General features: G+C 71.0%; 19 protein-coding genes. 8 read left to right on the top strand and 11 right to left on the bottom strand.

The annotated features are described in order from the left end of the window. Window positions 1–5: 5 nt before the first annotated feature. Window positions 6–854 carry a formate dehydrogenase accessory sulfurtransferase FdhD gene (fdhD, locus tag C3492_RS21285; RefSeq protein WP_103813349.1) on the top strand — a complete coding sequence of 283 codons (849 nt, stop codon included), beginning with the start codon at window positions 6–8 and terminating at the stop codon, window positions 852–854. Between the two features lie 179 nt (window positions 855–1,033). On the opposite strand, the gene C3492_RS21290 is transcribed toward fdhD, so the two are convergent. Together C3492_RS21290 and C3492_RS21295 are read right to left on the bottom strand one after the other, a co-directional pair. Then, on the bottom strand, window positions 1,034–1,555 hold the full coding sequence (locus C3492_RS21290) for an isochorismatase family protein (RefSeq protein ID WP_181140478.1): 522 nt from the start codon (window positions 1,553–1,555) through the stop codon (window positions 1,034–1,036). A gap of 19 nt (window positions 1,556–1,574) precedes the next feature. Further along, a complete protein-coding gene (locus tag C3492_RS21295; protein WP_103813351.1) occupies window positions 1,575–2,012 on the bottom strand; it encodes a MarR family winged helix-turn-helix transcriptional regulator in 438 nt (145 codons plus the stop codon). 127 nt (window positions 2,013–2,139) lie between these two features. Between C3492_RS21295 and C3492_RS21300 the strand changes: the two genes are divergently transcribed. Together C3492_RS21300 and C3492_RS21305 are read left to right on the top strand one after the other, a co-directional pair. Further along, complete coding sequence (locus tag C3492_RS21300) at window positions 2,140–3,057, top strand: zinc-binding dehydrogenase (protein WP_103813352.1); 918 nt, start codon at window positions 2,140–2,142, stop codon at window positions 3,055–3,057. A gap of 114 nt (window positions 3,058–3,171) precedes the next feature. After that, the gene (locus C3492_RS21305; protein ID WP_103813353.1) at window positions 3,172–5,037 is read left to right on the top strand and encodes a sialidase family protein; all 1,866 of its coding nucleotides are present in this window, start codon (window positions 3,172–3,174) and stop codon (window positions 5,035–5,037) included. On the opposite strand, the gene C3492_RS21310 is transcribed toward C3492_RS21305, so the two are convergent. Further along, the gene (locus C3492_RS21310; RefSeq protein ID WP_258055804.1) at window positions 4,987–6,030 is read right to left on the bottom strand and encodes a bile acid:sodium symporter family protein; all 1,044 of its coding nucleotides are present in this window, start codon (window positions 6,028–6,030) and stop codon (window positions 4,987–4,989) included. The two genes, C3492_RS21305 and C3492_RS21310, sit on opposite strands and share 51 nt — an antisense overlap. A 141-nt stretch (window positions 6,031–6,171) precedes the next feature. Between C3492_RS21310 and C3492_RS21315 the strand changes: the two genes are divergently transcribed. Both C3492_RS21315 and C3492_RS21320 read left to right on the top strand, forming a co-directional pair. Continuing rightward, window positions 6,172–7,041 (top strand): LysR substrate-binding domain-containing protein, encoded by an 870-nt coding sequence (locus C3492_RS21315; protein WP_103813354.1) that lies wholly within the window; start codon window positions 6,172–6,174, stop codon window positions 7,039–7,041. 312 nt (window positions 7,042–7,353) lie between these two features. After that, complete coding sequence (locus tag C3492_RS21320; protein WP_103813355.1) at window positions 7,354–9,180, top strand: long-chain fatty acid--CoA ligase; 1,827 nt, start codon at window positions 7,354–7,356, stop codon at window positions 9,178–9,180. Here C3492_RS21320 and C3492_RS44695 read toward each other — a convergent pair. Together C3492_RS44695 and C3492_RS21330 are read right to left on the bottom strand one after the other, a co-directional pair. Then, the gene (locus C3492_RS44695; RefSeq protein ID WP_258055805.1) at window positions 9,168–12,593 is read right to left on the bottom strand and encodes a glycosyl hydrolase family 28 protein; all 3,426 of its coding nucleotides are present in this window, start codon (window positions 12,591–12,593) and stop codon (window positions 9,168–9,170) included. The genes C3492_RS21320 and C3492_RS44695 overlap by 13 nt on opposite strands. Window positions 12,594–12,602: 9 nt before the next feature. Further along, complete coding sequence (locus C3492_RS21330; protein ID WP_103813356.1) at window positions 12,603–13,379, bottom strand: heparin lyase I family protein; 777 nt, start codon at window positions 13,377–13,379, stop codon at window positions 12,603–12,605. Between the two features lie 609 nt (window positions 13,380–13,988). Here C3492_RS21330 and C3492_RS21335 point away from each other — a divergent pair. Further along, the gene (locus tag C3492_RS21335) at window positions 13,989–14,825 is read left to right on the top strand and encodes an aldo/keto reductase (protein ID WP_103813357.1); all 837 of its coding nucleotides are present in this window, start codon (window positions 13,989–13,991) and stop codon (window positions 14,823–14,825) included. Window positions 14,826–14,933: 108 nt separating this feature from the next. Here the strand turns inward: C3492_RS21335 and C3492_RS21340 are convergent, their stop codons facing one another. Further along, window positions 14,934–15,545 carry a hypothetical protein gene (locus C3492_RS21340; RefSeq protein ID WP_103813358.1) on the bottom strand — a complete coding sequence of 204 codons (612 nt, stop codon included), beginning with the start codon at window positions 15,543–15,545 and terminating at the stop codon, window positions 14,934–14,936. A gap of 210 nt (window positions 15,546–15,755) precedes the next feature. Here C3492_RS21340 and C3492_RS21345 point away from each other — a divergent pair, with 210 nt between their 5' ends. Then, complete coding sequence (locus tag C3492_RS21345) at window positions 15,756–16,451, top strand: glycoside hydrolase family 75 protein (protein WP_103813359.1); 696 nt, start codon at window positions 15,756–15,758, stop codon at window positions 16,449–16,451. Between the two features lie 12 nt (window positions 16,452–16,463). On the opposite strand, the gene C3492_RS21350 is transcribed toward C3492_RS21345, so the two are convergent. The 3 genes from C3492_RS21350 to C3492_RS21365 form a co-directional block, all read right to left on the bottom strand. Beyond that, window positions 16,464–17,165, bottom strand: a complete 702-nt coding sequence (locus tag C3492_RS21350; RefSeq protein WP_103813360.1) for an SDR family oxidoreductase — start codon at window positions 17,163–17,165, stop codon at window positions 16,464–16,466. 352 nt (window positions 17,166–17,517) lie between these two features. Continuing rightward, window positions 17,518–18,735: a hypothetical protein gene (locus C3492_RS21360; protein WP_103813361.1), complete on the bottom strand. Its 1,218-nt coding sequence runs from the start codon at window positions 18,733–18,735 to the stop codon at window positions 17,518–17,520. 414 nt (window positions 18,736–19,149) lie between these two features. After that, window positions 19,150–20,061 carry a trans-aconitate 2-methyltransferase gene (locus C3492_RS21365; RefSeq protein WP_103813362.1) on the bottom strand — a complete coding sequence of 304 codons (912 nt, stop codon included), beginning with the start codon at window positions 20,059–20,061 and terminating at the stop codon, window positions 19,150–19,152. A gap of 124 nt (window positions 20,062–20,185) precedes the next feature. Here C3492_RS21365 and C3492_RS21370 point away from each other — a divergent pair, with 124 nt between their 5' ends. Beyond that, on the top strand, window positions 20,186–20,956 hold the full coding sequence (locus tag C3492_RS21370; RefSeq protein WP_103813494.1) for a phytanoyl-CoA dioxygenase family protein: 771 nt from the start codon (window positions 20,186–20,188) through the stop codon (window positions 20,954–20,956). 36 nt (window positions 20,957–20,992) lie between these two features. Here the strand turns inward: C3492_RS21370 and C3492_RS21375 are convergent, their stop codons facing one another. Beyond that, window positions 20,993–22,789, bottom strand: coding sequence for a glycoside hydrolase family 6 protein (locus tag C3492_RS21375; protein WP_103813363.1), 1,797 nt, complete (start codon window positions 22,787–22,789; stop codon window positions 20,993–20,995). A gap of 56 nt (window positions 22,790–22,845) precedes the next feature. Continuing rightward, window positions 22,846–24,321, bottom strand: coding sequence for a cellulose binding domain-containing protein (locus tag C3492_RS21380; protein ID WP_181140479.1), 1,476 nt, complete (start codon window positions 24,319–24,321; stop codon window positions 22,846–22,848). Window positions 24,322–24,404 lie beyond the last annotated feature (83 nt).

Consider the following 24,404-nt stretch of genomic DNA (forward strand, 5'->3'; position numbering starts at 1 on the left):
AGACCATGGGACGAGTCACGGAACGACGCAAGGTCCTCCGCATCCGGGACGGGGCGGTCTCCACCCGGCCGGACACGCTCGTCGCCGAGGAACCTCTGGAGATCCGGCTGAACGGCAAGCCGCTCGCGATCACCATGCGCACCCCCGGCGACGACTTCGCGCTGGCGGCCGGCTTCCTGGTGAGCGAAGGAGTCCTCGCCACCGCGTCCGACCTGCAGAACATCGTCTACTGCGCCGGGGCGACGGTGGACGGTTCGAACACGTACAACGTGGTCGACGTGAAGACCGCGCCGGGCGTCACGCTCCCGGACTTCACCCTGGAGCGCAACGTCTACACCTCCTCCTCGTGCGGGCTGTGCGGCAAGGCCAGCCTGGACGCCGTCCGTACGACAGCGCGCTGGCCCATCGCCGACTCTCCCCTGCTCCGGATCAGCCCAGAACTGCTCGCGAGCCTTCCCGACCGGCTGCGTGCGGCCCAGCGGGTGTTCGACCGGACCGGGGGCCTGCACGCGGCGGCCCTGTTCAGCGAGGACGGGGAGCTGCTGGACACCCGGGAGGACGTCGGCCGGCACAACGCGGTCGACAAGCTGGTCGGCCGGGCGCTGCAGAGCGACGCCCTGCCGCTGTCCCGGACGATCCTCATGGTCTCCGGCCGGGCCTCCTTCGAGCTGGCGCAGAAGGCGGTGATGGCGGGCATCCCGGTGCTCGCGGCCGTGTCGGCGCCGTCGTCGCTGGCGGTGGACCTGGCCGCCGAGACGGGGCTGACCCTGGTGGGCTTCCTCCGGGGCAGCTCGATGAACGTGTACGCGGGCCAGGACCGGATCGCCCTGCGGGAGGCGGCCGCCCAGGGTTGACCGGTCCCCGCGGCACGGCGGCGGGACCCCGCCCGGCGGGGAGCGCCCCCTGCGCCTGCGGGGTCCCGTCATTTTTTGCTTCGTTCGCCTCCACCGGCGCGCCCCCTGCGGTTCTCTTCGCGGCCGACGCGTGGGGACAGTCGCGCTTGGTGGGCCCTTGGCCTTCGTCGGGTGGCTGTTCAGGCAAAGGTCAGTTCCTTCGACTTCGTCACCGTGCCCAGTCTCGGGAAGTCGAGGCGTACCGAGGCGTCGTGTTCGGCCGCGGTGAACGCTGCCATGGTGTCCTCGGCGAAGACCAGGTCGTAGCCGAGGTCGGCGGCGGCGCGGGCGGTGGACTCGACACCCAGGTTGGTGGCGATGCCGCCCAGCACCAGGGTGGTGATGCCGCGTTCGCGCAGCCGCTCGTCCAGCGCGGTGCCCTGGAAGGCGCCGAGGGTCCGCTTGACGACCTCCAGGTCGCCGTCCCGGCGCAGGCCGGGCACCAGCCCGCTGCCGGGCGGCTGTTCGGCGACGGCGGGGCGTTCGACCCGGACGAGGACGACGAGGGCACCGGCGCGGCGGAAGGTGGTGGCCAACTCCTCGGCGGCAGCGAGTACTTCGGTGCCTTTGCGGGGTTCCAGGGGCAGCGCGACGATGCGGTCCATCAGGTCGACGAGGAGGAGGGCGGTGCGCTGCGGATCGAGCACGGGAGCTGCGGTCATGACGGAACGTTAGCCGTCGTCAGCCGTCCGTGCCGGAAATCCGGATCAACAGGCCCATGAACTGATCGCGTTCGGCGGCCGACAGCGGGGCGAGCAGTTCGTCGTTGGCCTCACGGGCGGCCTTCTCGCAGCGCACGAGGAGACGGGCACCCTCCTCGGTGAGGGAGACGGCGTTCTTGCGCCGGTCGCGGGGGTCGGGGGCGCGGTCGACCAGACCCGCGGACTGCAGGTCGTTCAGGATGCCGACCACGTCCTTCGGGTCGAGGCGCACTCCGCGGCCGAGGTCCGCCTGGGCGACCGGGGCGAGGTCGCGGACGGCGGAGAGGACGACGTGGTGCCACATCTTCAGCCCTTCCGCCGCCAGGGCCTCGGCGACCAGGGCACGGCCCCGTGCGGCGGCTCGGCCGAGTAGCCAGCTGGGCAGGGAGCGGATCGCGGGCAGGGGTGCTTCGGCCATGACGGCAGCCTAGCCGAAGAATCGTTGGACTCCCCAATGAAGTCCGCTATACCGTTGGGCCTCCCAATGATTTCATGGGGTTCCCGACGATCGTGTGTGCCGGGTACGCCCGGCCCCTGGAGGTTCCATGCGTCGCGTCCGGTACGAGTCCACCGGCGGCCCCCTGTTCGTGGAGGAGGTGCCGGTCCCCGTGCCCGGCCCCGGTGAGCTGCTGGTGCGCTGCGCGGCCGTCGGGGTCACGCTCCCGGTGGTCCGCAAGGTGACCGGGGCTCCGGAGCCGGTGCCGCTGTGCGGTGAGATCGCCGGCGAGGTGGTGGCGGCCGGCGAGGGCGTGACCCGCTTCCGCGCCGGTGACCGGGTGACCGGGCTGTGCTTCGGGCACGGGTACGCCGAGTACGCCCTGCTGCACGAGGCCATGGCCTCACCGGTGCCGGACGGCGCGGACCCCGTGACCGCGGTGGCGCTGGTGCGCAGCGGACTGGTGGCCCGGGGGGCCCTGGAGGCGGCCCGCCTCGCGCCGGGGGAGTCGGTCCTCGTCACGGCGGCGGCGAGCGGCGTCGGACACCTCGCCGTGCAGCTCGCGCGGGCGCGGGGCGCGGGGCGGGTCCTGGGGGCCGTGTCAGGGCGGGCGAAGGCGGACTTCGTGCGCTCGCTCGGTGCGGACGACTGCGTGCGGTACGGCGACGACGGCTGGGGCGATCCCGTCGACTGCGTCCTCGACGCCGTCGGCGGCGAGCTGCTCACCCCCGCCCTGGCGGCCCTCGCCCCGCACGGCCGCCTGGTCGCCTACAGCTCGGGCGGCGGCACCGTCCAGGCGTACGACCTGCTGGTGGGGGCCAAGTCGGTGATCGGCTTCCAGATGGCGCTGATCGCCCGCGGCCGGCCGGAGCTGTACGAGCGGTGGCGGCGGGAGCTGTGGCGACTCTTCGCCGAGGGCGCCGTGAAGCCCGCCGTGCACGGGGAGTTCGCCCTGGAGGACGCGGCGGCGGGGCACGAGGTGATCACGGGCCGGGCCAACCTCGGCAAGGTCGTCCTGCGTCCGTGACCGTCCGCACGCTTCTTGTGACCCGCGCCACTGCCAACTACCGTTCAGGGACGCACGTTGGACGTGGGATGTGCGGATGTCCAGATGTCCGGCCGACGAAGGGCAGGTCGCACCGTGCCGTCAGGTCTTCGCGCCCGTATCGGATCCGCCCTCGTCACCGCGGCCGGCCTGGTCCTGCCGTTCCTCCCCGCTCATCCGGCGCACGCCCAGTCGGCGGGCGGTTCCCCGGTGTTCGAGCAGCAGGTGCTGTTCAAGGCCGCCCAGGACCCCGGGTACGCGTGCTTCCGCATCCCGGCGGTCGTCGAAACGGCCGACGGCACCCTGCTGGCGTTCGCCGAGGGCCGCGTCCTCAACTGCGGGGACGCGGCCGACATCGACATCGTGCTCAAGCGCTCCACCGACGGCGGGCGTACCTGGGGCCCGTTGCGGGTGGTCAACGAGGGCGCCGGCGACACCCACGGCAACCCGGCGCCGGTCGTGGACCGCGTCACCGGCCGCGTCTGGCTGGCGGAGACGTACAACACGGGCCGTACGGACAGCGCCAGTTGCTCGGTTCCCTGCGACCGCACTCCGCACCTGCAGTACAGCGACGACGACGGCCGGACCTGGTCCCCGCCGCGCGATCTGAGCCCCGAGATCCTGCCCGCCGACTGGAACTCCTGGTACGCCACCGGTCCCGTGCACGGCATCCAGCTCACCCGCGGCCGGTACGCCGGACGCCTGGTCCTCGGGGTGAACACCGAGACCTGGGACGGCAGCCGGGTCAGCGCCGACCACGCGGCCCTGATCGTCAGCGACGACCACGGCGGCCACTGGCGGATCGGCGCCACCGACACCTGGCCCATCGCCGCCGACGGCACCTTCCGGCAGAAGCCCTCCGAGCTCACGCTCGCCGAGCGCGGCGACGGTTCGGTCCTGGTCAGCGGACGGGAGCAGGACGGCACCGACCTCGGTCACCGCACCCAGGCCGTCAGCCGCGACGGCGGAGGCAGCTTCACCGCGCCCTTCCGCGGCCTGCCGGATCTGTACACCCCGCAGGTGCAGGGGTCGCTGCTGCGGCTGGGCGACCGCCTCCTGCTCGCCTGCCCCGGCGATCCCGACCGGCGCCGCACGATGATGATCCGCTCCTCCTACGACGGCGGCCGGACCTGGGACGGCACCGACCGCGCCGCGGTGGTCACCACGGACTGGTCCGGCTACTCCGACCTGGTCCGCGTCGGCGCCGGCACGGTCGGCCTGCTGTACGAGGGCGGCGCGGTGGACGCCCGCGACGAGATCCGCTTCGCCCGCATCACCGAGGACTGGCTCGGAGCGCGCCGCGGCCCCGATCCGGTCACCGCCGACCTCGCCCCGCGCGCCCGCCCGGCGGCGGTGCTGGGCGGGCCGGAGCAGACGGACGGGGTGTCCGGGGGCGCGCTGGAGTTCGACGGCGCCGACGACGCCGTACGCCTGCCGTACCGCACCGGGCTCCCGCTGGGCGCGGAGGACTTCACGGTGTCGCTGTGGTTCCGGTACACGGCGACGGCCGGGGAGCAGCCGATGCTGTGGATGGGCGGGATCGGCACCACCCAGCCGCAGGTGTGGCTGCGCGGGGAGCCGGCGGACCACCGGGTGCGGGGGCTGATCACCGTGCGGAACGGAGCCGCCCCGCCGCAGACGGTGTCCGTGCGCACGGACACCGCGTACAACGACGGCCGGTGGCACCACGCCGTGCTCCGCCGCGGCGGGGGCCTGCTGTCGCTGTCCGTCGACGGTGCGCCGTCCTCCGCCGCCGACGTGCCGGGCTCCGTCAGCCGCAACTCCCCCTTCGGCGTGCACCTCGGTCAGCGCATGGACAGCCGTGCCTTCCTCACCGGCGCGCTGGACGAGGTGCGCGTCTGGGACCGGGCGCTCACCGACGCGGAACTCGCCGACCCGCGGGTGCTGCGGTCACCGCAGGACACGGTGCTGTGGCTGCCCCTGGACCGCGTGCGCGGCTGACGCGCCGGGGCCGTCCGTGGCCGCCTCCGGGTCACGGGCGCGCCGCTTGGCGATGACCGCGCACACCATCAGCTGCATCTGGTGGAAGAGCATCAGCGGCAGGACGGCCAGCGAGGCGTGGCTGCCGAACAGGACGCTCGCCATCGGCAGCCCGGAGGCGAGGGACTTCTTCGACCCGGCGAACTGGATGGCGATCCGGTCCTCCCGGCCGAAGCCGAGCGCCTTGGCGCCGTACCAGGTCAGCACCAGCATCAGGGCCAGCAGGACGGCCTCGACGCCGAGCAGTCCGGCCAGCCGCACGGGGCTGACCTGGTGCCAGATGCCCTGGTTCATGCCCTCGCTGAACGCGGTGTAGACGACCAGCAGGATCGAGCCGCGGTCGACCAGCCCGAGGACCTTCTTGTGCCGGGTGACGAACCCGCCGATCCAGCGGCGCAGCAGTTGCCCGGCGAGGAACGGCACCAGCAGCTGGAGCACGATCTTCACCACCGAGTCGGCGGAGAACCCGACCGCCTCACCGCCGAGCAGCCCCGCCGCGAGCAGCGGCGTGAGGACGATGCCGGCGAGGGAGGAGAAGGACCCGGCGCAGATCGCGGCGGGCACGTTTCCCCGGGCGATCGAGGTGAACGCGATGGACGACTGGATGGTGGACGGCACCAGCGTCAGGAACAGCAGGCCCTGGTAGAGGGGCTGGGTCAGCAGGACCGGCACCAGTCCGCGCGCGGCGAGCCCGAACACCGGGAAGACGACGAAGGTGCAGGTCAGCACGGTGACGTGCAGCCGCCAGTGCTTGAGCCCGTCCAGCGCCTCACGAGTGGACAGCCGGGCGCCGTAGAGGAAGAAGAGGAAGCCGATCGCGGCCGTGGAGGCACCCGAGGTCACATCGGCGGCGGTGCCCCGGGCCGGCAGGAGCGCGGCGAGACCGACCGTGCCGAGCAGCAGCACGATGTACGGGTCGATCGGCATCCAGGCCGGCCAGCGCAGGCGTTTCACGGTGCTCCGATTGCTGTGGGTGACGTACGGTCGCGGGCCCGTAGGGCCCCCGTCGATTCTCCTCCTCCGGCCGTTGATCGGGAATCCCGGATGCCGCTCTCACTGTCATCATGTTCCGCGATGAGCGGCTAGGCTCGGACGGTGTACGAACCGACGCACCTGCGCACGTTCCTGGCGGTCGCCCAGACGCTGAGCTTCACACAGGCCGCCCGGCGGCTGGGGCTGCGCCAGTCCACGGTCAGCCAGCATGTGCGGCGGCTGGAGGACGCGGCCGGCCGGCAGCTCTTCTCCCGGGACACCCATTCGGTGGAGCTGACCGAGGACGGCGAGGCGATGCTGGGGTTCGCCCGTCGCATCCTGGAGGTGCACGAGCAGGCGACGGCGTTCTTCAGCGGCACGCGCGTGCGTGGCCGGCTGCGCTTCGGCGCCTCGGAGGACTTCGTCCTGACCCGGCTGCCGGAGATCCTGGAGGCGTTCCGCTACGACCACCCGGAGGTCGACCTGGAGCTCACCGTCGAGCTGTCCGGCACCCTGCACGAGCGGCTGGCCGCCGGGAAGCTGGACCTGGTGCTGGCCAAGCGGCTCCCGGAGGATCCGCGCGGCGAGCTGGTCTGGCGCGACGACCTGGTGTGGATCGGCGCCGAGCCGCTGCGGCTGGAGCCCGACCGGCCCGTTCCGCTGATCGTGTACCCGCCGCCGGGCATCACCCGGGCCCGCGCGCTGGAGGTGCTGGAGCGGCAGGGCCGTGACTGGCGGATCGTGTGCACGAGCGGCAGCCTGAGCGGGCTGATCGCGGCGGCCCGCGCCGGCCTCGGGGTGATGGCCCACTCCCGGCGGCTGATCCCGCCGGGCCTGTTCCGGCTGCCCGACCGGGCCGGCCTGCCCGAGCTGGGCAAGGTCGACTTCGTCCTCGTCCACGGCCACCGCCGGGGCCCGGCCGAGGCCGCCGCGGACGCGCTGGCGGCGGCGGTCCTGGCGGGCGGCGAGCGACTGCGACGCACGAACGGCTGACCCACGGCTCCCGCGCCGGGCGGCTTCCCGCGGCCCGCGGCCGAGGCGTGTTCCGGGGCCGTCCCGCGCACGTGGTGCCGTAATCGGCGCGTACAGATTCGGTGGAGATTACGGCACCGAAACTTACTGACCCGTCAGTAGTTGTGTCCGGCCCTTCCCCATGTGCGGGCATTTCAGGGTCCCCGCCCCGGCGGAACGTGAGGTTTGCTCGGTTTCCGCACCCCTCCCGCACACCGATCGGGTGGGGTAGCTTTCACGGCGCTGTGCGGTGCGTGGACCAACGTCACTGAGGCGCGAACACGGGGAGCGAGGTTGCGCGAGTTCACCAACCCTCCGTTGGCGTCGCCGCCGCCGGTGGGCGGTCTGGCAGACGTCGTCTTCGACCATGCCCGGACCGACCCGCTGCACATCGCGCTCGGCCGCAAGGACGCCTCGGGGCAGTGGCGGGACGTCACCGCCGCCGAGTTCCGCGACGAGGTCATGGCCCTCGCCAAGGGGCTGCTGGCCCGCGGCATCCGCTTCGGCGACCGGGTCGCGATCATGTCCCGCACCCGCTACGAGTGGACCCTGTTCGACTTCGCGCTGTGGACCATCGGCGCCCAGGTGGTGCCCGTCTACCCCACCTCCTCGGCCGAGCAGTGCTTCTGGATGCTCTACGACGCCGAGGTCGCCGCGGCGATCGTGGAGCACGAGGACCACGCGATGACCATCGCCACCGTCATCGACCGGCTGCCGCGGCTGCGCCAGCTCTGGCAGCTCGACGCGGGCTGTGTGCAGGAGCTGTACGACGCCGGGGCCCACCTGGACGACGAGGTGGTGCACCGGCACCGGGAGGCGGTCACCCCGGACTCGGTGGCCACCGTCATCTACACCTCCGGCACCACCGGCCGCCCCAAGGGCTGTGTGATCTCCCACGGCAACTTCATGTCCGAGGCGGACACCGTGATCCAGCGCTGGGAGCCGGTGTTCCACTCGAAGAAGGGCGACGAGGCGTCGACGCTGCTGTTCCTGCCGCTGGCGCACGTCTTCGGCCGGATGGTGGAGGTCGCCGCGATCCGGGGCCGGGTCCGCTTCGGGCACCAGCCGCAGCTGCACGCCGCCGCCCTCCTGTCCGACCTCGCCGCCTTCCAGCCGACGTTCATCCTCGCGGTGCCGTACATCTTCGAGAAGGTGTTCAACGCGGCCCGCCGCAAGGCCGAGAAGGAGGGCAAGGCGGGGCCGTTCGAGAAGGCCGTCGACATCGCTGTCAGGTACGCGGAGGCGGTCGAGGCGAAGGCGTGGGGCACCGGGCCCGGCCCGTCGGCGGGGCTGCGGATGCAGCACCAGTTCTTCGACAAGCTGGTGTACGCGAAGATCCGGGCCGCGATGGGCGGCCGGATCCGGAACGCGATGTCGGGGGGATCGGCGATGGACCGCCGGCTGGGGCTGTTCTTCGCGGGCGCGGGCGTGCAGATCTACGAGGGGTACGGCCTGACCGAGTCGACGGCCGCGGCGACCGCCAACCCGCCCGAGCGCACCCGCTACGGCACCGTGGGCCAGGCCATCCCGGGCATGACCGTGCACATCGCCGACGACGGGGAGATCTGGCTGCACGGCGCGAACGTCTTCCAGGGGTACCTGAACAACCCCAAGGCCACCGACCAGACCCTGCACGACGGCTGGCTCGCCACCGGCGACCTCGGCTCCCTGGACGAGGACGGCTACCTGACGATCACCGGCCGCAAGAAGGAGATCCTGGTGACCTCCGGCGGCAAGAGCGTCTCCCCGGGCGTGCTGGAGGAGCGGGTCCGCGAACACCCGCTGGTCAACCAGTGCATCGTCGTCGGCAACGACCGGCCGTACATCGCGGCCCTGGTCACCCTCGACCAGGAGGCGGTCGAACACTGGCTCCAGATGCGCGGCAAGCCGAGGATGACCCCGGCCGAGCTGGTGCACGACCCGGACCTGGAGACGGAGGTGCGGCGGGCGGTGGTCGCCGCCAACACCCTCGTCTCCCAGGCCGAGTCGATCCGCACCTTCCGCATCCTGGCCCAGCCGTTCACCGAGGAACACGGCCTGCTGACGCCGTCGCTGAAGCTGAAGCGGAAGGCCATCGAGAAGGTGTACGCGACCGAGGTCGAGGCCCTCTACCGGGGCTGACCCGACGGCCGGCCTGGACGAAGCCCTGGTCCTTCGGAGCGGGCGTGGCCGACGCGTCGGCCTGCGCCTCGGTCTTCGCCCGCCGGCTGCCGCCGCGCGAAGCTCCGGCTGCTCCGGCCCATGGCGGGGCGCAGGGCGGCCTGCCCGTTGTCCGGGCGGACGCGCACGGCGGTCGCCGGGGTGGCGTACGAGGTGCCGACCCAGGCCTCGTCGATCCGCAGCCGCTGGTAGCGGGTGGTGTCGGTGGCGGCGGCCCAGGTGGAGTCGACCTCCAGGCGGACGTACCGGGCGGTGGCGGCGGTCAGGTCGATGACCTGGATGCCGCGGGCGCTCGGCAGTCGGCCCGTCTTCACGGCACTCCCCCAGTGCGTGCCGTCGTCGCTCAGGAACACCTTGTACGCCCTGATCCGGGCCGACTGCTCGGTGTCGGAGCGGGCGTAGGCGACGGAGTCCTCGCGCTGGTTGAGCCCGAGGTACCGCACCTTCTTCGCCGAGCCGAGGTCGAAGGTGAGGGCGACGGGCAGGGTCTTGCCGTTGTCCCAGTAGGTGAGGTGGTCGCCGTCGCCGGCGGCGGAGCCGGGGTGGCCGCTCGCCGAGGTGCTCGCGGTCACGGTGACGCCGGACAGGATGCCCTGCCGGCCTGCCGTGGTCACCTTGAAGACGGTGTCGTACGGGTCCCAGGCGCCGAGCCCGGTGAGCGTGAGCACACCGCCGGACTGCGACCACGAGACCGCCTTGCCGGTACGGAGGTCGGTCACGGACGCGACGCGGTAGCCGTTGTCGCGGATGCGCAGGGTGCTGGTGCTGGGCGGGGTCAGGACGTGGACGTACTGCCGGTCGGGGTCGTCCTTGGCGATGGTGGTCACGCCGTGGGCGCCGTCGTTCCAGAAGCCGGGCTTGAGGCCCCCGTACATGTAGCCGCCGCCCTCCGTGCCGTGCAGGGACTCCCAGACGGGAGCGAGGTAGCTGTCCGCAAAGGTGTTGAAGGCGGTCTGGTTCGCCGGGAACTTGCCGTTGACCTGCGCGGTCTCGGCCATCAGGGCCTTCACCGAGGAACCGGCGTTGGTGATCAGCCGGCCGAGGGTGAGCCCCCGGTCGACCGCGGGGTCGGATCCGTCGTACCACCAGGCGCCGGTCGACGGCAGTTTGAAGTCCGCCTCGGTCAGGCGAGGCTGGGCGGTGTACACGGCTTGCGGATAGTCGTACGCCGGCGTCATCCCCGTCTTCTGCTCATTGCTGATCATGTCCATGATCGGCGTGTCCTCGTTGTTGTTGCTGAGCGTGTACGAGGGGCGCTTCTCGCGGATCTGCTCGTAGAGGTGGTGGCTCTCCCAGTAGGCGTTGTCGTTGTCGATCCAGAAGCCGCCGAGGTCCGGGTAGCGGTCCATGACCTCGAAGAAGTTGTCGTAGGAGAACCGGCCGAAGCCGTCGCGGGTGGTCAGGTCCACGTCCTCCCCCTTGTAGGCGGAGTACGCGGCCGAGTCGAGCCATTCGTGGCCGCCCTCGGCGTGCCACTGGGGGTCGTCGGTCATGTAGAGGATGACCTTCATGCCCTTGGCCTTGGCGGCGCCGATCAGTTCACCGAGGAAGTCCCGCCGGGTGGAGCAGGAGCCGGGGATCCCGGACGGCCAGGGGCGGCCGTAGCCCAGCCGGCTGTGGAAGGTCGCCAGGACCAGGTACTGCGTGTGCAGTTTCCTGGCCTCGTTCACCCAGTAGTCCGGCGTCCAGCCGCCGTTGGTGACGTCCTTCTCCCAGGCGGTGCAGCTCGTGTGGGCGGGCGCGGTGCGCAGGCCCCAGTGCAGGAAGAGGCCGCCGACGGAGGCGCGGAGGAAGGCCTGGCGGGAGTCGTCCGCCGCACGCGGGCGCACCGGCGTGGAGCAGTCCCGGCCGGAGCCGCTCGCCGAGACCCGCAGGGCGCCGCCGGAGGTGGTGCGGCTGTCGCTCAGGCAGTAGCCGGTGACGTTGCGCAAGCCGATGTCGTACGGGGAGCCGTCGCCCTTCTGGGCGGTGAACCGGGTGAAGCGCAGGCCGCTCGCCGCGTCGGCGATGACGGCGGGGCGGCCGTCATCGGCGGCGAAGCGCACCCTGCTGTCGGTGAAGCGCACGTCGTCGGCGTTGTGCAGGTACCAGCCGTAGGCGGGCCGGGTCCCGATGCTCTTCGGGTTGTAGTCGGTGGGGTCGTTGTCGGGCACGCCGGTGGACATGGTGCCGTTGCCGCCGGGCACGGTGATGTCGACGTCGTCGAACCGCACGTGGCTGATCCGGTGGCCGCTCTCGCCCCACAGGGTCGGGCTGAAGGACGGGCTGCTGCCGGTGGCCGTGACGTGCTCGTAGGTGATGTCGCTGATCGAGCCGACACCGGGACTGTTCCCGCACCGTTTCCGGGTGCCGGTCTTCTGCATGATCGGCGAGTGGACGTCCGTCATGGTGATGTCGCGGTAGTGGACGTCGGAGATCTTCGCGCCGTCCATGGAGACCATGCCGAGCCCGGACTTGCCGGCGCCCTCGATGCGGATCTTCTCGAACCGGTAGTCGGAGAAGTCGCCGCAGGTCTCGGAGCCGAACATCACGGCGTTGCAGCAGCGCGCGGACAGGTAGGAGTCGCTGACCCGGACGTGGCCGTTGGGGAGCTCGGCGCCGAGGGCGTAGTCGCTCTTGAAGACCAGGGCGTCGTCGTTGGCCTCGATGTGCGCGTTGGTGACCGTGACGTCGGTGGTGGAGATGATGTTCCAGCCGTCGCGGTCGCTCGCGGTGTCGATGGTCAGACGGTCGGAGACGACGTTCTCGCAGCCGTTGATCAGGGCGGCGAAGTGGCCGCCGCGGCGCAGGGTGAGGCCGTCGCCGAGCCGCAGTCCGTCGCACCGGGTCAGGGACAGGATCTTGTCGGCCTCACCGGACCTGGGGTTGCCGGTGATCAGGTTGCCGGCGCCGTCGATGACTCCCTCGCCGGTGAAGCCGATGTTCGTCAGCCGGTCGCCGTAGATCATGGCGTTGTGGAAGTGGCTGTGCCCGTAGTCCTGGTACGCGTCGTTCGGGTTGGGCTCCGGGGCGTCGTAGGTGTCGGCCGAGGAGCCCTGGAGGGTGGCGCCCCTGTCGAGCTGGAGCGTCACGTCGCTCTTCATGTGGATGGTGTTCTTGGACTTGTAGGTGCCGGCCGGGAAGCGGACGGTGCCGCCGCCGGCCGCGTTGGCCGCCGTGATGGCCTTGTCGACGGCGGGGGTGTCGTTGGTGGACCCGTCGCCCTTGGCGCCGTAGTCGCGCACGTCGTAGACGGCGGCCGTGTGCCGCTGCGGGGCCGCGAGGGCCGACGGGTGGGCGAGTCCCAGGACGACGGCGAGGACGCAGAGCACGACGGCCGCCGCCGGCCTTCCGTGCGCGCCCGGGAGGCGCGCCTGACGATTCGGCGAAAGCATGACGACCCCTCAGACGAGTTGGTAGCCGCGGAGGTTGGTGAGGAGCAGGTAGGTGTCCTGGAGCGAGCCGGAGGTGTCGCCGAGGGAGCGGTAGATGCCCCACTTGGGGCGGACGCGGTCGGCCAGGAAGGTGTCCCCGGTCTTCGACTTGTCGAGGACCGTGGTGGAACCGCTCTTGAGGATCCAGCGGACGGAGCCGGCCGAGCCGTTGCCGATCTTGATCTGGAAGTCCACGTCGGTCCACTTGTCGTGCAGCGGGTCCAGGTCCGCCCGGCCGACGAGCACGTCGCCCTCGACGATCTTCAGCTCGATGGTCTGCTTGCCGTCCACCCGGCGCAGGGACTGCACGACGATCGGCGAGGAACCGGCGCCGGGCTGTTTCATCTGCATGATGTGCGTGAAGGTGGTGGTGGCCTTCAGGCTGCTGGGGATGTACATCGAGTAGGTGATCCGCCAGGTCTGGCCCTCGGTCCACTTCAGATAGCTGCTGCCGCTCGTGCGCAGCCCGGTGACCTCCTGCCGCTGGCGGTCGTCCGAGGTGTCCCGGTCGACCTTGTGCATGTCGAAGCGCCAGTTGTCGCCCGTGGGGTGGATGTGGGGGTGGCCGGCCGGATGGGAGTCCGCGCGGTCGTCCTCGATGGTCTCGAAGGCGCCGAGCCCGTCGGAGCGCGCCGAGGGTGACCACTTCAGCTGCCAGGACGCCGCGTGGGCGCCGGTCGAGGGGACGATCGCCGCCGCGGCACCGCCGAACGCGGCTCCGAGTACCGCTCTTCTGGATGTGCTCATGACACTCCTTCTCCTCGCAGTTGTTCGTTCGTGATCGGAACGGCCCGGCGGCCGTGGAAGTCGCCGGCGGCCCGGCCCCCCGGCCAACCGCCTGAAGCCGCCCAGGAGTTCCGCTCGCGGTCGGCCGTCGGCGCCGCCCGCAGGCGTCGGCGTCTCATGGCCCTCCTTGACGGTGGGTGCGCGCGGGCATCTCCTCGTGCGGTCTCCAGGAGGTGGCGACCAGGGCTTTGCCAGACCTTTTCATCCGATGTCTGCGCGCTGGAAGAGCGAGATCGATACGGCATGGCTGGGCTCTCGTTCTGTGGGTGCACCCGCTTTCCTGAGGGTGACGAATCTCAGAGGGGTAGACAACGGCCGTGGTCAGGGGCCGTTCACATGCATGCACCAGGTTCAGGAAGACGTCCGGTGGCGCGATACAGAGTCGCGGCACCACGGTCACCGGTCAATGGTCCGGACCGAGAACGTCGGATGCATTTCCGGCCATTCTCCGCCCGGGACGCTGACTCACCGGTCAGTCGCGGCGGATTCCGCGGTCAGGAATGCAAAGCGGGCCGTGATCGTTGACGATAGGAGTACCACCTTGTCGACAACCGAAGGATCAAGAGGCTCGTGAGCAGCAAGGTCCCCCCGATCATCCTCAACAACGGCGTCGAGATGCCCCAGCTGGGCTACGGCGTCTGGCAGGTGCCGGACGACGAGGCCGAGCGGGCCGTCGCCACGGCGCTGGAGGCCGGGTACCGCAGCATCGACACCGCTGCGATCTACGGCAACGAAGAGGGCACCGGCAAGGCCATCGCCGCCTCCGGCCTGCCCCGCGAGGACATCTTCGTCACCACCAAGCTCTGGAACAGCGACCACGGTTACGACTCCACGCTGCGCGCGTTCGACACGTCACTGGAGAAGCTGGGGCTCGACTACGTCGACCTCTACCTGATCCACTGGCCGCTGCCGTCCCGGGGCACGTACATCGACACCTACAAGGCGTTCGAGAAGCTGCACGCCGACGGCCGCGTCCGCACCATCGGCGTCTCGAACTTCCTTCCCGAGCACCTGCGGCGGCTGATCGCGGAGACCTCGGTCATCCCCGCGGTCAACCAGATCGAGCTGCACCCGCACCTCCAGCAGCGCGAGGCGCGCGAGTTCCACGCGGAGCAGGGCATCGCCACGGAGGCCTGGTCGCCGCTCGGCCAGGGCAAGGGCCTGCTGGAGGTGCCGGCGATCGTCGCCATCGCGCAGAAGCACAACCGCACCCCGGCCCAGGTCGTGCTGCGCTGGCACATCCAGCTCGGCAACGTCGTGATCCCGAAGTCCGTGACGCCGTCCCGGATCAAGGAGAACATCGAGGTCTTCGACTTCAGCCTGGACGACGAGGACCTCGCCGCGATCAGCGCGCTCAACGAGGACCGGCGCCTGGGTCCCGACCCGGCCACCTTCGACGTGGGCTGAAAGCCGGGCCCGGACACACGCCCCGCACCACCCGGCTCGACCGTGCGCCCCGCACCACAGCGGGGCGCACCGCCGTGTGCCGCCCGGCACCCCGCGTCAACCGGCCGCTCAGTCGAAGCGCACGTCCGCGTGCACGACCTCGAACTCCTCCAGGCCGACCACGTCCGCGTGCGCCTTGGCCGACGCCGCGTGCCGCAGGCCCGCGACGGCCGCGCGTGAGGCGGCCAGGGAAGCGCGGTCGAGGAAGAGGGAGCCGGTCATGGCCCGTCCGCGGTCCCGGTCGATCAGCAGGGTCGTCTCGGCGAGTCCCGGCAGCGACTCGGACCTCGGCACCACCGTGGCCCGGAAGGTGTCGACGACCAGATCGGCGTCGCGCGGGTCGAACTCCATCCTGGTGACGCGCAGTCCCCCGCCGTGCCGGGGGTGCCTGACCTCATGGAACACGGCGGCCTCGTAGTTGGCGACCGCCATGGTGCCGGCGAAGGGCTCCAGGAGCCCCCTGCGCCGCTCGCGCATCACCTCGTCGCTGTTCTGCCGCGCCTCCTCGGTCTCCCACCAGCTCACCGTGAGGAGCTTGCCGAGTTCCCGGTCCGCGAACACGCCCGCGCCACGGTAGCCGGGGCGTTCCTCCAGCAGGTCCCGCCCCTCGCTGTTCACCGACCGGATGGCCGCGTCCAGCAGTGCCGGATCACCGGTCGCGTACACCGCACGGACGAACATGAGCCTCACCTCCGGGGGAAGGGGACCTACCTCCGACAGTGCCGGACAGAACGGATACATCCGTCTCGTCCAGTCTTACCGTCGAGGGAACTCACCGCAATACGCACGGGTTTCGGCCGTTCGCAACACCAGGGTTGACGGGAGCATGGCGAAGAGGCCACCGTGTACGGCACCCGGTAAGGAAACTTTCCTAACAGAAGGGTCCCCCACATGCGTTTCCGAACCCTCACCCTCGCCGCGGCCTCCGGCACCGCCCTGCTCGCCGCCGGCCTGCTGCCCGCGCACGCCTCCGCCGCCGCCTCCCCCAGGTCCGCACAGGAGGGCACGGTCAGCGCCGCCGACCTGCTCGCCAAGGTGACGTCCTGTTCGCAGATATCCAACGGCAAGTACCGGACGGACGAGGAGACGTCGGCCACGGTCCCGGTGTGCGGCAAGAACGGCGCGGTGTTCTGGAAGGCCGACATGGACATCGACTGCGACGGCCAGCGCACCACCAACTGCAACGAGGACCGCGACCCCTGGTACCAGGACGACACCGCCTTCCACCAGTCCGACGGCAAGCCGCTGAAGGCGGAGACCCTGCCGTACGTCGTCGTGCCCAGCACCAGCAGCATCTGGAACTACTCCAACGCCGGCATCAAGGGCGGCGGTGTGGTCGCCGTCATCTACAACAACAAGGTCGAGTACGCCGTCGTCGGCGACACCGGCCCCACGCAGATCATCGGCGAGGCGTCGTACGCCACCGCCAAGGCGCTCGGCATCGACCCGGACCCGGCCACCGGCGGCGCCGACTCGGGCGTGACCTACATCCTGTTCAAGAACTCCAAGGTCTCCCCCATCGAGAGCCACAGCGCGGCGGTCTCCCTCGGAGACCAGCTGGCCAAGCAGTTCATCGCCAGCAACTGAGGCGGACCTCGGTCAGTTGGGCTGGCCGAGCGGGCGGATGACGACGGTGTTGACATCGACCCCGGCCGGTTGCCGGATCGCCCACACGACCGAGTCGGCGATCTGGCCGGCGGTGAGGAGATGCCCCGGGGGCAGGCTGCCGTGGCCGTCCCAGAAGGGGGTCTCCACCCGGCCGGGGGCGACCAGCGTGACACCGATGCCGAACTCCGTGACCTGGCGCCGGGTGTTCTCGGCGAGACCGGTCACCGCCCACTTGGTGGCGCCGTAGAGGTTGCCCGGAGTGTTCACGAACCCGGCCACGCTGCCGACGAGGACGATCCGGCCGCGGGTCTCCTTCAGCGCGTCGACGGAGGCGCGGACGAGGAGTGCGGGACCGAGGACGTTGGTGAGGACCATCTCGGTCCAGCCGGACGGGTCGCCCTCCGCCACGGTGTCATGGGTGGCGAAGCCGGCGTTGGCGACGACGGTGTCCAGCCGGCCGTACGCCTTGAGCGTGCGGTCGACCGCGTTCTGCACGTCGTCGTACGCCGACGCGTCACCGGCGACCGTCAGCAGTCCCTCCGGATCCCCCAGGGTCTCGGCGAATTCCCGCAACCGCCGCTCCCCGCGCCCGGTGACGGTGACCCGGTGTCCGGCATTCAGCAGTTGCCGCGCCACAGCGGCACCGATACCACTGCCCCCGCCCGTGATGAGCGCGACCGGAGCGTCGTTCATGAGGTCCCCCTGTGGTGTGTGTGTCCCGCGGTGTCGAGACGCCCGGAGTCCATCACTTGGAGACCACTCGAAGTCAAGCCCCAGCCCCGCCGGGCCGGCTAGTGCTCTGACCGCATAGGTTCGCCGGGTCGGTGGTCGTGACGGTTGGATGTGCGGTGACGTCCGATCCGACCGCTGAAGGCGCGGTGGCCCAGTCCGTCCGTGTGCGCGGACTTACCGACCAGGAAGGGCAGTTCGCGCCGCGACTCGGAAGTACATCGATGGATTGCCGGTTTCGGAAAGGAGTTCTCGGTAGCCGCGGGAAAGAGGCCGGACTGGGTTGCCCTCCACTCTCGGGCCCGTCCAGCCGGCGTCAGTCCGCACGTCGGCGGGCGCGCAGGAGAGCGGCGGCAAGGAGTCCGGTCACCGCCAGCGCCCCGGCTCCTGCGGCGACGGTCCAAGCGGTCCGGTCCGTCCGGTCCGGTCCGCCGACGGCGTCGACGGTGATGCGCGCGGTGCTGTTCACGTGGTCTGCGTCCGCCTGCAGCACCTCCGTCGGGGCGTCGAGACGGATGGAGCCTCCGGTGAGCTCGGACGTGTCGTCGATCCGCAGCTCGAAGGGGAAGTCCTCGTGGTACCCGTCGCGGAGCATCGGTACGTCGAAGCTGTTGGTGTACAGGTTGTACTCACACTGGTAGTAGGGCCTCTTCGTCACTCTGTTCCCGCACTGCTTCGGACTCTTCAGTACGGTGACGCCCTGGGGGAACTGCACCCGGATCCGGGCGAACGGAACGCTGTTCTCGGCGTCGTGCTGGGCCTGGACGTCGGAACCGTGGAAGTCCATGGCCAGGTGCGCCGTGACCGTCTCGCCCTTCCTGCCCTTGAGCGCGGCTCCCGTCACCTCGATGTCCCACGAGCTGTCCACGTCCACGTCCAACTTGTAGTACGACAGATCGACACCGGCTTTCACGCGGGCGGCGGGAGGCACGTCCCCGGTCCGCTTCGCGAGAGTCAGCTTCCCGCCCCGGCCCCAGTGCCGGTCCCGCCACACGACGCCCGGTGCCGCCCAGTGCTTTCCCAGTCCTGAATCCGCCACGGACACCGTTTCGTCGTTCGCCCAGCGATCCACCTTCAGGGCGAAGGGCGCGAGGTCGACGGACTCGCCCGGCTCGATCCGCATGTCGATCCAGCACACCGCCGTACGGAACGACCGGTTCACCGGGGAGGTCGGCACCTCCTCGCCGTACTCGCAGTTGCTGTACTCCGTCGCGAACGAGAGCCGCTCAGACACAGTGATGGAGAACGCCTTTTTGTGTAGCACCCGTTCGCCCTTGTGCTTGAACCCGGCGCGCACGTCGAACCTCGACCCCTCGCGCAAAAGGTCGCCACCGTCCCGTTCCAAACGGTCGATCGTCAGCAGCTCCTCATGTCCCGCGCCCTCCTCCCGGAGCGCATGGCTGCTCCCCGCGGACAGCGGCCGCACGTTCGCCGAGGACGAACCGGACGCCACAGATACGCCCGGGAACAGCACCCCGCCCAGCACGGCGGCCGTCACCGCGAGCACCCGGCCGAACCCGACCCGCCTGATCATGCACCCTCCTCCGGCCCGTCCGAACGGACCAGGCACCACAGCAACCCGGGCACCGCGAATGTATCGGCGAACCCGGCACCCCCTTGCAGGTGAGAGGACCCGCCGGGCGGACTTATGGTTGTACCGGGCACCAGGGCGACGAGCCGGATGACAGGACCCGAGCGGTTCAGCAGCCGCTCGCAGGGGGCGCGGCGAACACCACCGCAGGCGCCTGGCGCTGTGAGCACGTGGGTTCGCCGGCTGGGTGGTTGCAGCGGTTGGATGTCCAGCTGTAGCAGAAGGGACGCAGCCGGATCCGGTCCAGGACGTCATGGACATCCTGGCACTGGTCGATAGGTCGCGGACCTTGTCCCAGGTCAACTGACACAGGACAGACTCCACGACCAGACCCGGTGAACCTTCCCGGTCATGGCACTAGCCCCGGCGGACCGCCGTGTGCACGGTGTACGCGCCCAGCACGAACACGTCCGGCCTGACGTGGACGCTCGCCGGGTCGGACGGGTCGAGCAGCCGGTCGAGGGTGGCGCGGTCGTCGGCGTCCAGCGCGTCGCCGATGCCCTCGCGCAGCCGGGACAGGTGCGCGACGACGTAGGCGCGGGCCGGGTCGGTGACGGGGGCCGGCAGGTCGAGCAGGAAGGTGCGGGTACGGGCGTGCTTGAGGCCGGCGGCGGTCAGGAGCGCTGGCCAGTCCTCGGTCTCGGCGACGGAGCCCGGCAGGTCGGCGCGCATCCGGCCGAACCACTCCTCCTCCAGGGCGTCCAGCCGCGCCTGGAGTCCGGGGCGGCCGATCCCGATGTCCCGGGGCAGGAAGCGGGAGGGCAGACCGCCTTCCTGGAGGGCCAGGGTGCCGCCGGGGGCGAGCCGTTCGCCGAACGCGGTGAGAGCCGCCCGCTGGTCACCGAGGTGGTGCAGACTGCGGCTGGCCCACAGCAGGTCGGCCGGGTACTCCAACTGGTCCAGCACCTCGGGCAGCTCGCCGGTGACGGTGTCGAAGCGGTCGGCGACGCCCCGGCGGACCGCCCGGGCGCGGGCGCGCTCCAGCAGGGGCGCGGTGGCGTCGACGGCGACGACCCGGGCCCCGGGGAACACCTCGGCGAACAGGCAGGACACCACTCCGGGTCCGCTGCCCGCGTCCACGATCAGCCCCGGCTCGGTCACTTCCCGCGCGAGCCACGCCATGGCCCGCTCGTACACCGGGGTGAACAGCTCCGCCTGCGCCTCCAGCAGGGGGCCCATCTCGTTCCAGTCGATGTCGGTGCCGTGGTGCCCGTGGCCGTGCCCGTGGCCCTGCCGGTGCGCGGTGTCGTGGTGGTGGTCGTGTGCCATGGTGGTCAGCCTCTCCTCCGGTTGCGGTCAGGGTGCGACGGCATACCGGACGGAGGCCAGCGGCGTTGCCGATGCGGCAAAAAACGAGGTGCGTCCCGGCAAGGTCACCGGCGACGATGGGCCCGTGGACGACAACCTGGTGGAACGCTTCGTCGAAGACGGCTTCGTGAAGATCGAGGGAGCCGTCCCGTCACGGGTCGCCGCGGACTGCGGGCGGCTGCTGTGGCGGGAGACGGGCTACGACCCCGAGGACCGCAGCACCTGGAAGGACCCTGTGGTGTGGGTGGGCGGCATGGCCCAGGGCCCGTTCGCGGCGGCGGCCAACTCCCCGGTGCTGCACGACGCGTTCGACGCGCTGGTGGGCGCCGGACGCTGGGAGACGCGCTACTCGCTGGGCACCTTCCCGCTGCGCTTCCCGCACCCCGAGGAACCCGACGACGCCGGGTGGCACATCGAAGGCAGCTACCTCCCCGAGGGCCGGGCGCACTACCACACCAACCTGCGCTCCCGGGACCGAGCGCTGCTGATGCTGTTCCTGTTCAGCGAGGTCACACGGGACGATGCCCCGACCCGGATCCGGGTCGGCTCGCACCTGGACGTGCCCGCGGTGCTCCGGCCGTACGGCGAGGCGGGGGCCTCCTTCCTGGAGCTCGGCCCCCGGGTGGCGGCGGCCTCGGCCCACCGCCCCCTCGCCCACGCCACGGGCCGCCCCGGTGACGTCTACCTCTGTCACCCGTTCCTGGTGCACGCGGCCCAGCCGCACCACGGCACCCGGCCCCGCTTCCTGGCGCAGCCCCCGCTGCTCCCGGCCGTGCCGTACGAGCTGGACCGGGCGGACGGAGCGTACTCACCGGTGGAGCGTGCGATCCGCCGGGGCCTGACCGGCGCGGTCTGAACCGCTGCGGTCCGGCCCCGGCGGTCGCTCACCCCGCTACGGCAGCGGCGGGTAGGCGTTCTGCATGAGCTGCTGGAACTGGGCGGAGAACCAGTGCCCGGCCAGCGGCGAGTTCGGCAGCGCGCCCGTGGGGTTGTTGCCGTTGCGGGCGTTGCCGCCGTAGGTCGGGTCGCACATCCGGTCGAAGCCCTTGCCCTCGTCGTTGGAGATGGCGGAGCTGGCTCCGTCGGACTCCCCCGGGGGCTTGACCCAGACGTAGGCGTCGATCCCGGCCGCCGGGGCGGCGGTCGGCCGTTCACCGAGGCCGGCGCCGCTCTGGTTGCACCAGTTGCCGGCGTGGATGCGCCGGTCGATGCGGCTGCCGTTGACGTAGTCGTCGACGGAGGTCAGCGGGCCGGACTTGGTGGGCCGGGCGGAGCCGCCCCAGCCGTTGCGGGAGGTGTCGATCAGCATGCCGAGGTTGCTGTTGAACCCGGACGCGACCAGCTTGTCGCGCAGTGCCTGGGCGAAGGACTGCTCGTCCACGTACTGGTTCCAGTCGACCCACTTCGACTGGCGCACGGTCTGCCCGTTGACGCTGTCGGTGACCTTGAAGTACGGCTCCTTGGTGGCGCTGTAGTTGGCCGTGTTGACGATGAAGCCCGTCACGTCGTTCACGCTCGCGCCGTTGGTGGTGGCGACCTTGTAGAACTCCTGGACGGTGGGCCCGAGGTTGGAGTCCCAGCCGAGCCAGGCGTGGTGGCCGGCGTCGATGTAGTTGTAGACGTTCGGGATGGCGCCCAGCTTGTCGAGGGCGTAGCTGACGCCCTTCTCGTAGTTGCCGTTGGCCTTCATGGTCGCGCAGGCGTCGGTGCTGCCGGCGGTGCCGCCCGCGTTGGTGACCAGGTTGGGCAGCGAGTCCGGCTCGATGACGGTGGCGATGCGCAGGCCCGCGTACTTGGCGTCGGAGAGGATCGACGCGATCGGGTCGATGTACTGGGTCTTGTACTTGTCGATGTCGTTCGGACCCAGTTCGCCGTTGGAGGCGAGGGCGGAGCAGTCGCGGCCGGGAAGGTCGTAGATGACCAGCTGGACGACGAGTTCGCCCGAGCCCTTCTGCTTCAGTGCCTCGTCCAGGTGGGCGCGCAGGCCCATCCCGCCGTTCACGCCGTTGATGGCGGCGATCCGGTCGAGCCACACGGCGGTGGGCTGGTTGGCGATGCGGCTGCCGCCGGGTTCGGCGGCGGCGTGCGCCGACCACTCCGGGTTCACGTAACCCTTGGCCCCGCTGTAGGGGTTGTCGACGCGGTTGCCGGTGCCTCCACCACCGTCTCCGCCCCCCGTGCCCCCACCGGTGTCTCCGCCGGTTCCGCCACCGGTTCCGCCACCGGTGTCCCCACCGGTGCCGCCGCCACTGCCGCCGCTGCCGTCGTCCACGTTGCAGGTGACGCCGTCGAGCGTGAAGGTCGCGGGGACGGAGTTGGTGCCGCTGAACGTGCCGTTGAAGCCGAAGCTGACCGTGCCGCCGGTCGCGAGCGCCCCGTTGTAGCTCTCGTTGGCCGCGGTGACCGCGGTGCCGCTCTGGCTGATCTTCGCGTTCCAGCCGCTCGTGACCTTCTGGGTGCCGCCGTACGACCACTTCAGCGACCACGCCGACTTGGCGGCGCCGTTGTTCGTGATGGTCACGGCGGCGGTGAAGCCGGTGTCCCACTGGCTCTGGATCTTGTAGTCGACGGCACAGGGCACGGCGGCGACGGCGGCGCCCGGGCCGGCGGGCAGGGCCGCGAACGCCGTTCCGGAGGCGCCGGCGAGAAGCCCCAGGGCCACCAGCAGTGTTGTCTTGGTACGAGTCATGAGTGCGGGTTCCTTCGGTGTTCCGTGGGATCTACGGGTTGGATCTACGGGTGGATCTACGGGTTGAGGGCGCGCAGATGGTCACGCAGCCCGGCGCCGTACGCGGTGGGAGTGCCGTCGTAGGCGGAGATCAGGGACGGCCCGGAGGAGCAGTCCCAGGTATTCCAGGTCCAGCCGAGGTAGGACAGGTCGTGGTCGTCGAACCACCCCATGACCCGGTCGGTGAACCCGTGCGAGCAGGTGTTCTCGCCGATCTCCCCGGCCACCAGGGGCACTTGGGCGGCGACCGGGGCGAGGGTGGAGTTCCAGCAGCTCTCGCTCGCGCAGGAGTTGAAGTTGTAGACGTGGTACGCGGCGGCGAGATTGCCGGCCGGGTCGGTGGGCTTGTACGCGGTCCACTGGCTCAGGTCGTTCGAGTACGCCAGGCCGCCGGCCAGGATGACGTTCCTGGCGCCGGTGGCCCGGACGCTGTCGACGAGGTCCTGCATGCCGGCGACCTCGTAGGAGATCCCGGGGCAGGTGCCCCCGTCCCGCCAGCACGTCCAGGCGTCCGTGGTGCTGGAGGCCGCCCGGTCCGGGTACGGCTCGTTGAACAGGTCGAACACGGCCGCCCGGTCGTCCTTGAAGGTGCTCGCCACCGAGGACCAGAACGCCGGGGAGTACCGCATGTCGGGCATCGGCTTCTGGCAGGTGGCGTGCACGTCGGAGCAGCCGGCCGAGTTCCCGGTGTACTGGCCGTAGGACCAGTGCAGTTCGAGGACCGGGGTCATGCCGTGGGCCTCGACGCGTGCCACCAGTTCCTTGACGGCGGCGATGTAGTTCGCGCCGCCGTACTCGGGCTTGACGTTGGACAGGCCCAGCCAGCACTCCTCGTTGAGCGGGATGCGGACGGTGTTGGCCTTCCAGTCGGCGATCGCCTTGATGGCCGCGTCGTCGACGGGTCCGTCCCAGATGCCGTAGCCCTGTACGCACATGAACTCGCCGCCGGACCGGTTGACGCCGAGCAGGCGGCGGGTGGTGCCGTCGGCGTCCACGAGCTTGTTGCCGGAGACCCGCAGCGCGGGCGGGGTGCCGCCGGGCGGCGGCGGGGTCGTCGGCGGCGGGGTGGTCGGCTCCGCGTCGACGTTGCAGGTGGTGCCGTTGAGCTTGAACGCGGCAGGCGCGGGGTTGCCCCCCGACCAGGAGGCGAGGAAGCCGGCGCTGACGCTCGCACCGGTGCCGAGCGCGCCGTTCCAGCCCTCGTTCGCCGCGGTCACGGTGGCGCCGGACTGGGACCACTCGGCGTTCCAGCCCTGGCTGACCTGCTGTCCGCCGGTGAAGTCGAAGGTGAGCTTCCAACCGCTCAGTGCGGCTTGGTTGTTGGTGACCTTCACCGAGCCCTGGAAGCCGCTGTCCCACTGGCCGGTGACGGCGTACTCCACCGTGCAGGCGGGCGTGGCTCCCTGGGCCGCCACCACCGGCACGACCACGCTCCCGACGAGCGCGACCGCACCGGCGGCGGCTAAAAGTACTGAACGCGGGGGGTGTCGCATGAGCGACTCCTTGCAGCTTGGCGCGTCGTGACGGACGCGTCGACTGAACGGAACCGCTCCCACTGGTGCGAGTGAAGGTAGCG

Origin of the sequence: Streptomyces sp. Ru62, assembly GCF_002920615.1 — a bacterium.
Lineage (GTDB): Bacteria > Actinomycetota > Actinomycetes > Streptomycetales > Streptomycetaceae > Streptomyces.